Below are 18,045 nucleotides of genomic sequence, written 5' to 3'. Positions count from 1 at the left end.
ATATGAATTTTTGAATTTTAATTACTAAATATTATTTCATTTTTCTAACTTTAGAAAAATTTAATAATATACCTTTGTATTTTGATAAAAATTCAGTATTATATTTATTAACTATATAATATGTTATTTATAAGTGAAAATTTTTATAACATTATTAAAACTAATGTTATCACAAGCAAATATTAATTACTTAGTTACATTATATTATATTATGCAGTAATTTTTATCTACTTTATGATTTAATTCCAATTATATACTACTATCTAACTTTTTTCAATTTGCATATAGCAGTATATTTTATAAATATGTATTGTCCTCCTTATTTATCTCTTTTATGCACCTTTTCGCTCTTTTTCATAATGTAATTTTATCACCTGGGAACGGTTTAATAACATTATAACCCTTATTTTCCAGTGTTTGAGCTAATTTCTCTCTTACTTTGTCTTCTCCGTGGACTAAAATAATTTTTTTAGGATTTCCCTCAAATCCATCAATCCATGACAAAATTCCTTTTTTATCTGCATGACCTGAGAGTCCATTGATATTATATACTTTTGCATTAACACTCTTGATCTTCCCAAGAATTTTTACCTCTTTATCTTTATTAAGTATCTTTCTTCCTAATGTACCATTACATTGATATCCTACAAAGATTATAGAATTTTTTTCATCTTCTATATTATTTAAAATATGATATTTTATACGTCCTGCATCACACATACCACTAGAAGATATTATTATGCATGAATCCTTATGTGAATTAATACATTTTGAATCCTCCACATTTTTTGTAAAACTTAAGTTTTTGAAGTCAAGTGGGTCATCTCCTAGATTTAAAAGTTTCTTTGCTTCTTCATCAAATACAAATTCATTATTTTTAAAAACCTCTGTAGCTTCTTTTGCTAAAGGACTATCAACAAAGACCTTACACTTTATTTCGCCTTTTTCAACATAACCATTTAATATATATAATATTTCCTGAGTCCTTCCTATTGAAAAGCATGGTATTATAACATTTCCTTTTTTATTAATAGTTTCTTTTATTATTTCTATTAATTCTACAAAGTAATTGCCTTCTTTATGGTTCTCATCCCCATATGTGCTTTCCATTATTACATAATCCCCATTGTATACTGTTGATGGATCCTTTATTATAGGTCTTGATTTATTCCCTAAATCTCCACTATATACAATCTTCTTTTCTTCTCCATTATCATTTATAAATAGTTCTGTTATTGCGGATCCCAGCAAATGACCTGCATCTCTAAATTTTATTTTTATACTTTTATTTAATTGTATTTCTTTATTGTAATCATATCCATAAAATAACTTCATTGAATTTTCTGCATCTTTCAATGTGTATAAGGGTTCTAATTCTTCTTCTCCTTTTTCCCTTCTATACTTGTTTTTGTGTTCACATTCCATTTCCTGTATATTCCCTGAATCCTTAAGCATTACTTCACACAACTCTTTAGTTGCATTTGTTGCAACAACTTTTCCTTCAAATCCCATTTTGTACAAATACGGAATTCTCCCACTATGGTCTATATGTCCATGTGATAATATGACATAGTCTATTTTTCTAGGTTCAAATGGAAAATTAAAATTTTCTCCTTTATGTCCATCCTTACCTTGAAACATTCCACAATCTAATAATATATTAGTATTATTTACCTTTAAAATATGACAGGAGCCGGTTACACAACCAGCTCCTCCATAAAATTCTAATAGCATATCTTCATCCTCCTACAGAGCTGATAATTTGTTTTTATCCCATGACTACCATCTGTTAACTCATCTAACATTCAGATGATAGAAAGAACACCAACTGAATTATAGTATGTGCTAAAATCTATATATCAACTCACATTGTGGATTTATTTTTTTGTACTATTAGATATAACTTCTATTATTCTATCAAGTCCATTTTTTATTGGACTTTTTTCCATAGCATCTATATATTTTTTTCTATTTTCATATAATTCATTTACTTTACTTTTAAATATATCTTTGTTTAAATCTTCTTCTTCTATTACCATGCTATACCCACTTTTTTCAAATGATCTAGCATTTAAAATTTGATCTCCTCTACTTGACTTTCTTGATAGAGGTATTAAAAGATTTGGTTTTTTTAGTGCTAAAAATTCATATATAGAATTTGCCCCTGCTCTAGATACAACAATATCCGCTGCATTCATAACATGTGTTAGATCATTAGTTATATATTCAAATTGAACATATCCTTTTTTATTTTTTAATTGCTCATCAATATGACCCTTACCACATATGTGGACAACATAGAAACTCTCTAAAATGTTATCTAGGCTCTCTCTTACAGTGTCGTTTATAAATTTAGAACCAAGACTACCTCCCATTATAAATATAACTGGTTTATCTTTATTAAGCTTACATATCTGAAGCCCCTTATCTCTATTTCCAAAAAACAATTCTTCTCTTATAGGTGTTCCAGTCAAAACCCCTTTATTTTCTTTTATGACACTTAATGACTCTGGAAAAGTAACACAAAGCTTTGTAGCAAATGGTGTACTTAACTTATTTGCAAGACCTGGTGTTATATCTGACTCATGGCATACTACAGGAATTTTATTTAAATATGCAGCAAAAACTACTGGCACTGTAACAAATCCACCTTTAGAAAATACTATATTTGGCTTTTCTTTTTTTAAAATCTTATAAGCATCTCCAAGTCCTTTTATTACTTTAAATGGATCAGTAAAGTTTTTCACATCAAAATATCTTCTAAGTTTACCACTGGATATTCCATAATAAGGTATTTCTTCTTTTTCTACTATTTCTTTTTCTATTCCATCCTTACTTCCTATGTATTTAACCTCATATCCTGATGATTTTAATCTAGGTATTAATGCTAGGTTTGGAGTAACATGACCTGCTGATCCGCCCCCAGTCATCATAATCTTATACTGGTTCAAAATACCATCTCCTTTGTTAAACAATACTTTAAAGTGACAAGTTTATAGTGACAAATGACAAGTCATGGTTGAAAACCTAAGGTTTTCTAAAATTTTTTCCACTTTAGAAATTTTCCCACGAAGATTTCATCCTTAACTTATCACTTGTAACTTGTAACTTGTAACTCTTGCCACTTGTCACTTGTAACTTGTCACTTGCAACTTGTAACTTCTTAAATTTATACAATATTATATTATAATAGAAAACTTTTTTTTGTTACAGTAATTTAAACAAAATATCCTTTTATTTAAATACTTAAGACACATGAATGAAAATAACGCATAATAACTTGTTATTTTTTTGAATGTGCCTAAGTCCTCTAAAAAAAAATAATATGTCTAAGATAAGTCAGAAAACTCTATTTTTATTTTATCCTTAACGCCTGTCAATGAATCATCACTTTCTATACAATCTGTTATTGTATCTTCAGTTTTAAATTCTATGACAAATTCACTTCCTTTATTTTCCTTACTGTTTACACTAATCGTTCCACCCATTAAATCTACTAAGCTTTTAACAAGTGATAGTCCAAGACCTGTTCCTTCTGCTCTTCTTGAAAGACTTGAATTTATTTGTGCAAACTTATCAAATATATAATTTATTTTCTCCTTAGGTATACCTATTCCCTCATCCCTGACCGTTAGGCTTATAATATTCTCATTAATATGTAAATCAACAAATATATTTTTACCTTCTGGAGTAAACTTTACAGCATTAGATAAAAGATTAAGTAATATTTTCTCATATTTATCTTTATCTAAACAAACAAAAATTTCTTCCTCATTTGTATCAAAAATTAAGTTTAAACCCTTAGCTGTAGCATAAGAATTTGTTAATGTAACTATTTCCTCTGTTGTACTTATTAATTCAAATTTACTATTATTTAAAGTTATAAATCCAGCTTCCGCCTTAGATAAGTCTAATATATTATTTATAAGCTTTAATAACCTTCCACAATTTTGGCTTATCCTTGATATGATTTTAGCCATATTAGGTGTTATTTCTTTAGCATATATACTATTAGCTAATTGTAATGATGAAGAAATTATATTTAATGGAGTTCTTAATTCATGTGAAGTTAGTGTAAAGAACTCATCTTTTAATAAATTTACTCTCTCAAGCTCCTCATTATGTCTTACTTCTTCAGTTATATCTAGTGCGTGTAAATGAACTCTTGTTACCTCATCACTAACACTTAAATATGGTCTAAATTTTATTTTATATATTCTTTCATCACCATCTGCATATCTTGCCTTATATGTATTTACTATATATTCCTTTTCATATTTTATACATTTATTTATTATTTCAATAACATCATCTTTTTCATGTTCCCCAATTAAATCTAGTATGCTTGCGTTTTTTATAGAAACCTTTAATGGTGTGTCTCTTTCCATTAAACTAACTACTTTTTCAAATGTTCTATTATACAAAATAATATTTAAAGATGGATATTCCATAACAGCTACTGGTATATCTAGAGTATTTATAACATTTTTTACAAATCTAGTTTTATCCTCTAATTCTTTTTCATGTAACTTCATATATGTTATATCTTTAATTGTTGTTATTGTATATATCATATTTCTATCCCAATCAAATACTGGTGTAGAATTTATTTCTACATACTTAACTTCACCTGTCATTTTATTAATTCTTTCAAAAACATAATTCTTTAGTTGAACATATTTTTTAACATAAATATTTAAATACTGTTCTATCGTTACGTTTTCACCATATTTGTCTCTTAAAACATAATCTTCATAAAACCTATTAAGATTTCTAACCTCCATAGGAGTTACACCCATAATTTCATAAAAAGCTTTGTTATGAAATATAACATTGCAATTAGAATCTAAAACCCAAAGACCTTCTGATATGTTCTTTATTACATGTGTTAAATGAAGTAAATGTTGCTTTTCTCTAGATTTCAAGACATCTATTATATGAGTTTTTGATTTTAACTCAACAAACATTTTTTCATATTTTTCTCTTGCTTCATTTAACTTATAACTGCTAGAATATGTATCTGTAACGTCTGTAATATAAACTAAAAATCCCTTGCAATTTTCTTTCAAAGGAAGTATTTTCATTTTATATAAATTTTCCTCATATCCATTAACTACTCTTTTTAAAATTAAAATATCTTTATCTAATTCCTCATGTAAAAATCCGTATTCTTCTATAAGACTCTCCCCATTTTCCATAGTAAGTCCTACTTCTGTAAGAAATATAGAAAAATCTTTCCCCAGTGCCTCATCCCTATCTGTATCAAAATATCTGCATGTACTATTATTTACATCCATTATTGTGCCTTTTTCATTTGTTATAATAACAGAAAAGTTTATTGTCTCAATAATTGATTTAGCCAAGTTATCTCCACTCATAAATCCTACCCCTATTTAAAATATTTTTAATAGCGTACTTCAAATACCATGATGAGTTTATATTAATGTCCTTATATTTATACAAAAATCTATTTAATTCTAGTATCTATTTAATAATTATACCATTTTTGGTTCTAAAACGGTATTTAATGTTACATTTTTAACCATATATTAAATATTTTATATTTTATATATTAATCACCATTAAATCTCAAACACTTTATTATACCAAAGAGTCATTTATTAATAAACTAGCACACTGACTTATTATTTTTTTGAATGTGCCTAAAGCCTAAAACTTTTAATAACAAATTGTAAACACTCTCTATTGTTAAATCTATTCACATCCAAATTAAAAACTATGTCAAATTCTATAGTTAAGTTCCCATTTAGCAATTGTTCAAACGAACTACTACCATGCTTATTCTCTATATCACCTTTAAATTCTTCAACTTTATTAAACATAACCCCATCAATAAAGTTTTCTCCATATTTTAACTTTAACTTTAAAAAATTTTTGTTTTTTCCCATAAGACTTAATCCAAGTATTTTAACTTTTTTTGCTCCAAATAAAGGCTTTGAATTTGATTTTCCAAATGGCTCTAAAATTTCTATATTTTTCGCAAGATCTAAACTTACTTCTTCTGGTCTTAAGGCCATGTCTATAGTTATTTTAGGAACCATATCCTCTTTACTTAATTTGCAAACTTCATTAAGACCCATTCTTAATTTATCTATATTTTCTATTTTCAATGACATTCCTGCTGCCATTGGATGCCCTCCAAACTTATCCATAATATCCTTACATTTTAGCATTTCTTCAAACATATTATATTCCTCAATTGAACGTCCTGACCCCTTTGCTCCATCATGTGCATTGGTTATGACAAAAGTTGGAGAATTGTATTTTTCTCTTATTCTTCCTGCTATTATACCTGCTATACTTTCATGTATATCTGGTAAATATAATAAAAGTACTTTCTCTTCTTTAAATTCTTTTTCAACTTGTTCTATAGCCTTTTCAACACCTAAAGAAGTCATATCTTGTCTTTCCTTATTTAAATCATGTAATTTGTTGGCATATAACATAGCCTCTTCATGTGAATCACTTAGCAACAGCTTTAAGGAAAGTTCTGCTGTTTCTAGTCTACCTGTTGCATTTATGCATGGTCCAATAACAAAACCTAAATGATATGCTCCTATTTCCTTATCTTCAAGAGATGTAACATTTTTTAATGCATTTAATCCATAATTAGTACTCTTATTAATACCCTCTAGTCCCTTTGCAACTATAGTTCTATTTTCTCCTGTTAAATCCACAACATCACACACTGTCGCTATAGCAACAAATTCTAAAAGTTCCTTCCATTTGTCCTCTTTGTATCCTAATACTTCATAAAGAAATTGACAAAATTTAAAAGCTACTCCAGCCCCACATAGCTTTTTAAATGGATAATTGCAATCATCTCTTTTTGGATTAACTATTGCATCTGCTTTAGGATAAACGAGTTTTCTTCCCATATCATTTTCAACAAAAGGGATATCGTGATGATCTGTAACTATAACCTTCATCCCTAGTTTCTTACCATGATTTATTTGTTCTATTGCTGCTATCCCATTGTCGCAAGTTATTATTAAATCTACTTTTTCTTCTTTAGCTCTATTTATTATATCTATATTAATTCCATATCCTTCAGTTATCCTGTGAGGTATGTGATAACCTACATTTGCTCCAACATCCTTTAGTGTTCTATAAAGAATATATGTGCTTATAACTCCATCAACATCATAATCCCCAACAATGAGTATTTTTTCTTTATTTTCTATAGAGTATCTCATAATCTCAACAGACTTATCTAAGTCCTTTAATAAATATGGAGGGTTTAAATTCTCCATAGATGGATTGATAAATTCTCTTGCCTCATTTAAGTCTTTTATACCTCTATTTAAAAGAAGTTTTACAATTACCTCATCTACCTTCAATGCATCACTATAAAATTTATAATCTGCCTTAACATTTCTAACTAACCATTTTTCCATTAATTTCTTCTCCTTATTTTAATATTTGAATTACTTTATTTTCAAATATTTTATATGCAATATCTTTTATTTCTTCTTTTGTAATACTCATTATTATTTCTTTTTCATGAATTTGTTTTTTAAACATTATTTCATTTGTACTTATGACCAACGCTCTTCTTATAGAGCTCTCTTCTAATACTCCTCTTTTCATCAATAACCTTTTCTTATAAACTTTTAGATTTTGTAAATTATTTTCTATATAATCCTTTATGTTCATTAAGATTTCTTCTATGGTTTCCTTCATATTGTCTATTTTATCTTGAGATGTACTTCCATATATAGTGAATAAACTTATACCCTTTTCATACTTTATATTAGAATTTATTTCATATGCCAAACCTTTTTCAGTTCTTACTTTTGAAAATAATAAAGAACTAACCCCATCTCCTAAAAACATATTAAAAATGTATAGAGCCTCTAATTCTCTTTCATCTAAAGAACTTATATCAAATCCATATAATAATTTTACACCATTAAACCCTTCAACTTTTTTCTCATAAGTTCCCCAATTAATGTTATCATGAAAATCCAGCTTACTAATTTTAGTTTCATCATTTAAATCTCCCCATGAAGAATTCACTAAATTCACTATTTCTTCTTTGTTTAATGACGTAACAAATGAAATCACCGCATTTCCTGGGACATAAAATTTCTTGTAAAACTTTTTAAGTTCATCTATTTCAAGTTTATTTAATGATTTTTCCTCACCTATTATTGTTTCTTTAATTCTTCTAGTATTAAAAGCATTAAAGAGCAACTCATCCTCAATATGCTGTTCTAAGTCTTCTTTCCATTCTCTGCATTCTTGAATTATAATTTCCTTCTCCTCATTAAAACCCTCTTTGGGGAAAGTAGGTTTCAATAAAATATTACTATATAAATTAAAGCTTTCATTTATGTCTTCACTTAGACATGTACCATAATATACAACATAAGGATAATTTGTCATAGCATTATTAAATCCAAACAGTTCATCTAATTTTTTATTTATTTCATCTTCATTGCACCCATCTATACCTTTAAATAACATGTGTTCAACTCCATGAGCACACCCTTTAGTAAAACCATCTTCTCTTAAAGCACCTGCATCAAATCCTATACAAAAGGATGTTACTTCTCCAACTCTATATTCATAAAGTAAAGTTACCCCATTTTTCAAAATTATTTTTTCCATATTAATTCCCCTCTTCTATATTACATTCTACATACATTATAATATTTTATTTTATCCCCATGTTAAAATCAAAATTTAATTTATTAGTTTTTGTGACCAGGGTGAAGAAAGACATCCTTAACTTGTCACTAATTTAAAATCTCTCTATCCCTAGATTTTATCATCATCTTACACAAAGAAAAACTCTATAAATTCCTATTTAATTAAAAAAGACAGTACAATGAGTTTTTAACTATTGCACTGCCTCTTATTTAAAACATCATACTAGATTTTAAATTTTCCACTTCATCTTTTAAACCAAGACTCTCAAGTATCGCAAATGCAAAATCAAAAGCCGCTGCTGGTCCTTTTCCTGTTATTATATTTCCACTGGTAACAACTAATTCATTCTTTATATTTGCACCATTTAAATACTGTTCAAAACCAGGATAACAAGTTATATCCTTATCTTTAACAACATCTGCCTCTCCTAAAACCATGGGAGCCGCACATATTGCACAAATCAACTTTTCTTCTCTAAAAAATTTTTTAATAATATCTATTACAGGTGCATTATTCTTTAGATTTTCTGCTCCCGGCATACCTCCTGGAAGCACCAATCCATAATAATTATCTTCATTAATTGTATCAATTGGAAAGTCTGTTTTTATTATTATGTTATGTGAACCCGTAACATATTCTCCGGCGATACTAATCATATCACATGTTACATTTGCTCTTCTTAATACATCAACTACACTTAAAGCTTCTACTTCTTCAAATCCTGGTGCTAAAACAACCATTAACTTCTTCATGAAAATACCTCCTTAAAGACTCCATAAGTCATATTTTGTTGTAGATACTGCTATTGCTCCATGACTTAATGCTTCTATTACATCACTCTTTGTTCTTATTAGTCCACCTGCTATTATTTCACAATTTAATCTTTCATTTACCTTGCTTATGATTTTAGGAGCAATACCTGGCATAACTTCTATAGCATTAGGTTTATTATCCTCTATATTTTTCACGCCTTTAACAAAAGATAATGTGTCCACTACAAATACTCTTTGAATTGTATATAAGCCAAGGGCCTTAGCATACTTAATATTTGAGGCTTTTGTAGATATTATACCAAATGGTTTTGCATTATCTTTGATAAATTTAATTCCCATTTGATCACCTTTTAATCCATCTATTAAATCTATGTGTACAAAAACAATTTTATTATGAGCTTCTAAAGTCTCGCATATATTCTTTAAACTTAAAATATTCCCATATAGCACAAACACAATTGAAACATTACTTTCAAGAACTTTTTTTAAATCTTCATCCTTTGTAATTGCTGCAATAACTGGATTTTCTATTAGCATCTCTTTAATATCCATAATTCACCATTCTCTCTAAACTATTTTAAAATTCCTGCATTTAATACATCATTACTAGCAGAAATAGGTACTATAGTATTTCCTCTTCCAGCCCTATTCTGAAGTTTTATATCTTCTATCTTAATAGTTTTCTTTTCTCCATTTGTTAAGTTAATTTTTACTGATATTCCATTTCCACTAATGGCAATTTCCTTATCATATGATAATACTGTTCCATATATAACCTTATCATCATCCTTAAGGCTTATTCCTATAACTCCTGATGCATTCTTGCTCATTGAATTTAGCCCATCTACTTGGAATTTAATAGCCACTGCATTCTTAGTTATAATCAATGCTTCTCCACTATTTAAAGTCCCAATAGTTACATCTATAACCTCATCATTATCTTTAAGTTTATGATAAGTCTGACTTATAAATTGTCCACCTAATTCTTCAGAATTGGTTTTCTTTATATATCCATTAGCTGTGAAAATATACACTCCAACATCCTTAGAATAATCCTTAGTACTTTGTATAGCTATAAATTTTTCTTTATCATCTAATACTTCTGTTAAATCTCTTATATTTAATTTAGTATCAATAAGACTCTGAACCATAAATCCAGGTATTTTATAGCAATTTCCTTTATTACTAAAGATAATCAAATCACTTAAAGAATCTGCTGATGCTTTTTTAAACGCATCTTTTTTATTTCTATTATATACTTTTATATCACCTTTTTCATTTATCCCAGCTATAAAATCTGAGAATGGAAATGCTTCCTTAATCTCTACATCTAATACATTATCATCTTTACATAATGAAAATAAAGTTATTCCTATATTGTTTCTTTCGCTACACTCAAGTTTAGGTTCAACCACTGTGAACTTTAATCCTTTTGAAGTATTTACCTCTAAATTTTTCCCATATTCATCCAATGCCCTTAAGTCAACAAATATAAGTTTTTCACCATCTTTTAATTTCAATGCAACTAATTTGCTGTAATTAGATACAAATTTATCTAATGCAGTACTCTTTATAACACCCTTTGAAGTCATAAACACTAACATTTTATTACTATCAAATACTCCAAATGAGTATGCTGCAACTATATATTCTTCATTTAAATCTAATCCTCTTATAAGCTCATCTAAACGTTCTCCTTTATCTTTCCACTTATATTCTGGAATAGAATTGCCCTTTATCTGATACATATTTCCTTTGTCTGTAAATATAACAAATGTATCTTTAGTATTTGATGGTATTAAGAATTTGCCATAATCTCCATCCCTATATTCTATATCACTTAATTCTAAATTTAATCTATTATAATATTTGACAGCAACTCTTTTTATAAAACCATCATTAGATAGTGTAACCATTGTATCTTCTACAACAACTAACTCTTCCAAATCTATTTTAGCTTCACTATCATCTTCTACAATCTTACTTCTTCTCTCATCATTATGTTTTTCTTTTACCTCTTTGAGTTCTGATTTTATTACTCTTAATAATTCTTTTTCATCATTTAATATTTTCTTTAATTTCTTTATTTTTATTACAAGTTCTTTATATTCTTTTTCAAAAACATTTATTTCAAGTCCAGTAAGTCTATATAACATAAGTTCTAATATAGCTTCTGCTTGGACTTCAGTAAATTGAAATCTTTCTCTTAAATTTTCTCCTGCATGTTTTTTAGACTTCGATGCTCTTATTATTGCAATTACTTCATCTAAAACATCTATAGCTTTTATAAAACCTTCAACTATATGGAATCTTTTTTCTGCAATTTCAAGTTCTCTTATTGATCTTCTTGTTATTACATCCTTTTGATGGTTAATATAATATCCTAATATGGTTTTTAAACCCATAGTCTCTGGTTTTCCATCTGCTAATGCAACCATATTAAAACTTATATTACATTGCAAATCCGTTTTCTTAAATAAATACTTAAGTATTTTATCTGCAATTTCCTCATCAGCGGCCTTTTTAAGCTCTATTACTGACCTTATTCCATTTCTATCTGACTCATCTCTTATATCGGTAATTGCTTCTAATTGCTTAGAATGTCTTTTATCTCCTGTCATTTCTGATATATTTTGAAGAAGTCTAGCTTTATTTTTTTTATATGGGAATTCAGTAATTACTATACCAACTCTTCCACTTTCCAGCCTCTCTATAGATGTTTTAGCTCTTAATGTTACCTTACCTTCTCCTGTTTCATATGCCCCTCTTAAAGACTCTTTACCTATAAGAATACCACCTGTAGGAAGATCTGGTCCTTTTATATAACTCATAAGCTCTTGAGTTGTTATATCGTCATTATCTATATATGCTAATGTTCCATCTATTACTTCTCCTAAATTATGAGGTGGTATATTAGTTGCAAGACCAACTGCTATACCAAATGTTCCATTAACTAAAAGATTGGGATATCTTGCTGGTAATACTTTAGGTTCCATCTCTGTATCAGAATAGTTTGGAACCATCTCTACAACACCTTTATCTATATCTCTTATCATCTCTAAAGCAACTTTTGTAAGCCTTGCTTCAGTGTAACGCATTGCTGCTGCACTATCACCATCTATTGAACCCCAGTTCCCGTGACCATCAATTAAAGGAGCTCTTGTTGAGAAATCCTGAGCCATTATTACCATAGAATCATATACTGATGAGTCACCATGCGGATGAAATTTACCTAGTATATCTCCAACTATTCTCGCTGATTTGTAATATGGTTTGTCTGGAAAAGCCTTTAGTAGATATGCTCCATATAAAATTCTCCTGTGTACAGGTTTTAATCCATCTCTTACATCTGGAAGTGCTCTGTCCTTAGCAACTTCTATTGCATAAGGAAGATAGTTTTCTGGCATAGCTTCTTCTAGTGGCACTTCTACAATGTTATTATCTTTTGGGATAATAGTATCCTTTTTAGCCATAACGCTCTACTCCATTCTATAAAAAAATTTAAAACAAAGGGGACAAAAATCCCCTTAAAATTCTCCGTATTTATACATATAATTTCTTCTTGGTTCTACGATATCTCCCATTAACAAAGAAACCATCTTTTCTGATTTTGAAGCATCTTCAATTGTTACTCTATGAAGAGTTCTTGTTTCTGGATTTAAGGTTGTTTCCCAAAGCTGATCTGGATTCATCTCCCCAAGACCTTTATATCTTTGTATAAAACATCCCTTTCCAATTTTTTTCTTAGCTCCCTCTAATTCCTCTTCTGTATAGGCATACATTAGCCTCTGTCCTTTATATACCTTATATAAAGGTGGCTGAGCTAAATAAAGATGTCCATTGGTTATTAAAGGTTTCATGTATCTATAAATATATGTCATCCATAATGTTCTAATATGGTATCCATCAACATCTGCATCTGACATTATTATTATTTTATCATATTTTAAATCTTCTTCTTTATAATTATCCAAGGTACCAGTTCCTACAGCTGTGTTAAAGATTTTAAGTTCCTCTGAAGCCAGTACATTCTCAAGTTTTTGTTTTTCTGTATTCATAATTTTACCTTTTGATGGCATTATAGTCTGAAATCTTCTATCTCTTGCTTGTTTTGCACTACCACCTGCTGAGTCTCCCTCAACAACTATAAATTCATTAACACTTTTGTCCTTCATTGTACAAACTGCTACTTTTCCAGCAAGAGGTGCTGTACCTTTTCCTATTTTTTTCTTCTCAGCTTCATTTATCTTTTTAATTTTTTCTCTTCTTGCTGCTGCATCCAAAGCATTATTTATAATTAATGTAGCAACCTCTTTATTATCTTCTATCCACTCACCTAACTTAGTAAATGTGATTTCATTCATCATAGTGTAAGCTTCATTATTACCTAATTTAGTTTTTGTTTGTCCCTCAAACATAGGATTTGATACTTTTATCCTTACAATTGCAGTAAGACCTTCTCTAAGATCATCTCCCTCAAATTCTTTATCCTTCTCTTTTATAAGATTAAGTTTTCTTGCCCAATCTTTAAAAGCTCTAGTCATTCCAGTTTTAAAACCTGTTTCATGAGTACCTGCTTCAGTTGTTGGTATGTTGTTTACATAGCTAGCTATATAATCCGTAGTTGAATCTGTAAATTGAATACAAACCTCTCCATACATACTAATTCCATTAACTTCTTTTTCACCTTCAAATATAATAGGTGTAGCATGAATAGGTGTTTTACTTTCATTTAAGTAATCAATAAAATCTAGTAGTCCTCTTTCTGACAAATACTCTTTTTTAACTTCTTCTTCTTTTCTTCTATCTATAAGTTCAAGCTTCATACCCTTATTTTGAAATGCAAGTTCTTGAAGTCTTTCATCTATAACATCAAACTTAAAATCTATAGTAGAAAAGATTTCCTTATCCGGTAAGAAAGTTACCTTAGTACCTGTGGCATTAGAATCCCCTATTACCTGTAACTTTGTTACTGGAGTACCTGGCATATCTCTTTTTAATTGCTTATCATATGCATATTCAAATCTTTGCTTATGAATTTTTTTATTTTGATATACCTCTACCTCTAACCATTTTGAAAGCGCATTAACAACAGCAGCTCCAACCCCATGAAGTCCACCTGAGGTTTTATAGTTCTTATTATTAAACTTTCCTCCTGTATGTAGTTCTGTATATACCATTTCTACGCCAGACTTCTTTTTGATAGGATGTAGCCCAGTAGGTATTCCTCTACCATTATCTATAACAGTTAAACTTTTATCTTTATTGAGTATAATTGTAGCCTTATCCCCATATCCATTTGATACTTCATCAATAGCATTATCTAATATTTCCCATATGCAATGGTGTAAGCCCTTGCTTCCTGTAGAGCCTATATACATACCTGGTCTTATTCTAACTGGTTCAAGCTTCTCAAGTGATGTAAGATCTGTTACATCATAAGAATTTTTATTTATCTCTCCCATTTTACTCCTCCAAGCTTAATATATTATCTTCATGCCACTTAATTAATTTATTGACACCATCATCAATTCCGTTTATATATATTTTTTCATCAAATTCATGTTTTTTCATTGAATTTACATACATCGGATCATAATAGTCTACCATAAGTTCCTTGCATACTTCATAATACTTTTCATCATTAACAAGTTCTACATATTTTTGTTTCTTCTTATTCCCCATATATTTTTCCATTCTCTCTAAAGCCAATAAAATTTCTTCTTTTGCATTTTCACTTTTAGTATATTCCTCAACTAGGAACTTTCCTCTATTATCAATATTATCCTCAACATAAATATGATACCCATCTTTCATAGAGTCAAATATATAATTAGGAATTAGTACATTTCCTATTCTTTTACTTTCTCCTTCAATAAATACATATTTAGTTTTTCTTTCATTAAGGTCATTATATACTAAAGACTCAAACATTTTCTGGCTTCTGCAACTTCCAAGACCAACGCTTCCTAAAAGCGATCCTCTATGATTAGCTGCACCTTCTAGATCCACCATGTCATATCCTCTATCATTAAGTTTCTTCAATATTTCTGTTTTTCCACATCCTGTTTTTCCATGTATAACTATATATTTTAAATTTTCATGTTGTTTTTTTAATTCCCTATTTATAAATTCTCTATAGCCCTTATATCCACCTCTTATTCTATATGATCCTATACTCAAAGAATTCATAAGAGCTGTTATACTTGCACTTCTCATACCACCTCTTGCACAAAAGAACACCAAATTCCTATGATTCTTGTATAAAGCAGTTATTTTTTCATATATTTGTGGTAATTTTTTTGCTACGGCTTCTATCCCCATTTTCTTAGCTTTCTCTATACTCTCATGAGTATACACAGTTCCGATTTCACATCTTTCTTCATCAGTAAAAAGAGGTATATTTATGGCTCCTGGAATCGTAGATTCATTAAATTCCTTAGGAGTTCTTACATCTATCAATACATAATCATCTAACTTCTCTAGTACCTCATCATATTCAATTACTTTAAACATAAATCCACCAAACCTTTGTTTCTTTATTTTAAATTATCATATTAATTGTTTTAGTTTTTTCTTTTATTCTTATCTTAAAAGTTTCAACACTATTATTTAAAATTAATCCTTATTAGAACCTATAACAAATGCTACTTGCACTTATCTGATATCCCCTACCTTAATAAAGATTCATTCCATAAAGATTTAAAAAATCCGCTAGTAAACTTTATGGTTTTCTAACGGTTTATTACAAGATAATAGTATAATGTGAAGATAAAAATATGTCAAACTTACGTTCTCTATTTATAGTTAATTATTAAAAAAATAACCAGTGAAATCACTGGTTATACATCATATATTCCTATTTGCCTTACGTGTTTTGTATGACTCCATTCCTTCTTATCTTTATCTTTTATACCTTGTATTGTTATTGGTATCCAAGTTAAAGTATATAAGCCATATAAAAGATACCAAAAGAATCTCTTAAATTGTGCTTTTCCAAAGAATACATAAGTTAAGATTAAAAACACAACTACAAATGCAACTTGAGCTTCACCAGCTGCTAACAATGTAGGTTTTGAGCCTATTAAGTATTTCATTGCAAATACATTAGTTGAATATAATGCTAACATAGCAAAAAGCTTTTTTGAAAACTTTCTTTCTATTAACAGAACAAACGGTGTTAATAAAAACTGGAACACTGAGAAAGACTTCCAAAATAAAGGCTCATCCAAAAGATAATTTACAATAAATATGTTTACCCCACTCGTGTTTATTTGTATAAATGTAAGAATACCAGCCACAGTTAATAGTAATAATACAAACGGCTGTGCTATATAAAAAGCACAATCTATAGCTACAATATCTCTATCCTTTATACCTTTTTTTAAAAGTTTCACCCAAAATCTAGATGCAACATCTGCAAAACCCTGCATCCATCTTTTTCTTTGCTTCCATGAATCTTTTAATGTTAAAGGTTTCTCATCGTATACTATAGCATCATGAGCCCACCCAACTTTTTCCCCGTTTAAAATTAACTTACAGCTAAACTCTAAGTCTTCAGTTAGACATGTTGCTCCCCAACCTAATTTTCTTAATATATCTGTATTAACAACAAATCCTGTACCTCCGATTTGGTTGGACAGTCCAAGATTCTTTCTTGCTAATTGGAACAATCTATTAGTTGACCAAAACGCTACTGAATATGATTGGGTTATCCATGAATCATCTGGATTTTTACTATCTAGATATCCTTGTACAACTTTATATCCTTCACACATTTGGTTATTCATCTCTTTTAAGAAATTTTTAGATACAAGATTATCTGCATCAAATACACTTACTGCATCATAACTTTTTTCCATTTTGAATATTTTATCAAACATCCACTCAAGAGCATAGCCTTTTCCTCTTTTATCTTTATTAAATCTTTCAAAAACCTTAGCTCCATGTTGTCTCGCTATTTTTGCAGTATTATCATTACAATTATCCGCTATGACAAATATATCAAATAAATGTCTTGGATAATCTAAATCCATAAGACTTTCTACAATTTTTCCTATAACAACCTCTTCATTATGAGCTGCAACTATTAATGCAAAAGACTTCTGTGGTTCAAATTCCTTCTTGTCTTTTTTTCTATATAGCCCAAATAATGAAAGTATGGCATAATAGGAAGAAATTAAAAATACAAAAATCTGAAAAACAGCAGTTATTGTGAATATATAATCTCCCATGATATCCTCCCTCAAACTATTATTAACTTTTATAATTAATATAATATCTTTTATTCTCGCAAAATTCTTATCTAGTATACCACAAAAAATCATTACCAATGATATTTTGTCAATATTAAGTATTTTCTCAATTTTCAAACTTATCACTTATAGTTTTGGCCACTTTTAAATTTCAAAATTTTTCCGCTATTTTCTTTTTTCACTATTTTAATGTTCTCTCTAATGATATAATATTAACCGAAATGAGGCAACTACAAATTCAAAAAATGTTTTTGTAGTTTATCCTAATTTGACCAATTGTAAAATAATAATAGTTATTTCCATAGGCTATCACCCATAAGAAACTATAATAAAACCATAGT

The 18,045-nt window shown here is 28.8% G+C and carries 11 protein-coding genes; all 11 read right to left on the bottom strand.

Annotated features, from left to right (window positions below; genetic code table 11):
• Window positions 1-354: 354 nt before the first annotated feature.
• Window positions 355-1,734 carry an MBL fold metallo-hydrolase RNA specificity domain-containing protein gene (locus tag BM119_RS12075; RefSeq protein ID WP_090041799.1) on the bottom strand — a complete coding sequence of 460 codons (1,380 nt, stop codon included), beginning with the start codon at window positions 1,732-1,734 and terminating at the stop codon, window positions 355-357.
• 143 nt (window positions 1,735-1,877) lie between these two features.
• A complete protein-coding gene (locus BM119_RS12070; protein ID WP_177199410.1) occupies window positions 1,878-2,951 on the bottom strand; it encodes an undecaprenyldiphospho-muramoylpentapeptide beta-N-acetylglucosaminyltransferase in 1,074 nt (357 codons plus the stop codon).
• Window positions 2,952-3,329: 378 nt separating this feature from the next.
• Window positions 3,330-5,378: a PAS domain-containing sensor histidine kinase gene (locus tag BM119_RS12065; RefSeq protein ID WP_090041798.1), complete on the bottom strand. Its 2,049-nt coding sequence runs from the start codon at window positions 5,376-5,378 to the stop codon at window positions 3,330-3,332.
• Window positions 5,379-5,663: 285 nt separating this feature from the next.
• Window positions 5,664-7,418: a single-stranded-DNA-specific exonuclease RecJ gene (gene recJ / locus BM119_RS12060; protein ID WP_090041796.1), complete on the bottom strand. Its 1,755-nt coding sequence runs from the start codon at window positions 7,416-7,418 to the stop codon at window positions 5,664-5,666.
• A gap of 13 nt (window positions 7,419-7,431) precedes the next feature.
• The gene (locus BM119_RS12055; protein WP_090041794.1) at window positions 7,432-8,634 is read right to left on the bottom strand and encodes a M16 family metallopeptidase; all 1,203 of its coding nucleotides are present in this window, start codon (window positions 8,632-8,634) and stop codon (window positions 7,432-7,434) included.
• Window positions 8,635-8,885: 251 nt separating this feature from the next.
• The gene (locus BM119_RS12050; RefSeq protein WP_090041792.1) at window positions 8,886-9,428 is read right to left on the bottom strand and encodes a DJ-1 family glyoxalase III; all 543 of its coding nucleotides are present in this window, start codon (window positions 9,426-9,428) and stop codon (window positions 8,886-8,888) included.
• A 12-nt stretch (window positions 9,429-9,440) separates the two neighbouring features.
• Window positions 9,441-10,001 (bottom strand): glycerol-3-phosphate responsive antiterminator, encoded by a 561-nt coding sequence (locus tag BM119_RS12045; RefSeq protein ID WP_090041790.1) that lies wholly within the window; start codon window positions 9,999-10,001, stop codon window positions 9,441-9,443.
• Between the two features lie 20 nt (window positions 10,002-10,021).
• A complete protein-coding gene (locus BM119_RS12040) occupies window positions 10,022-12,922 on the bottom strand; it encodes a DNA topoisomerase IV subunit A (RefSeq protein ID WP_090041789.1) in 2,901 nt (966 codons plus the stop codon).
• Window positions 12,923-12,976: 54 nt separating this feature from the next.
• Window positions 12,977-14,914 carry a DNA gyrase/topoisomerase IV subunit B gene (locus tag BM119_RS12035; protein ID WP_090041787.1) on the bottom strand — a complete coding sequence of 646 codons (1,938 nt, stop codon included), beginning with the start codon at window positions 14,912-14,914 and terminating at the stop codon, window positions 12,977-12,979.
• Between the two features lies 1 nt (window position 14,915).
• A complete protein-coding gene (gene mnmH / locus BM119_RS12030; protein WP_090041785.1) occupies window positions 14,916-15,965 on the bottom strand; it encodes a tRNA 2-selenouridine(34) synthase MnmH in 1,050 nt (349 codons plus the stop codon).
• Window positions 15,966-16,291: 326 nt separating this feature from the next.
• On the bottom strand, window positions 16,292-17,683 hold the full coding sequence (locus BM119_RS12025; RefSeq protein ID WP_090041783.1) for a glycosyltransferase family 2 protein: 1,392 nt from the start codon (window positions 17,681-17,683) through the stop codon (window positions 16,292-16,294).
• Window positions 17,684-18,045 lie beyond the last annotated feature (362 nt).

Origin of the sequence: Clostridium frigidicarnis, assembly GCF_900111985.1 — a bacterium.
Lineage (GTDB): Bacteria > Bacillota > Clostridia > Clostridiales > Clostridiaceae > Clostridium_Z > Clostridium_Z frigidicarnis.
Note: the sequence above shows the minus strand (reverse complement) of the source record. Positions and strands in the feature narration are given on the sequence as shown.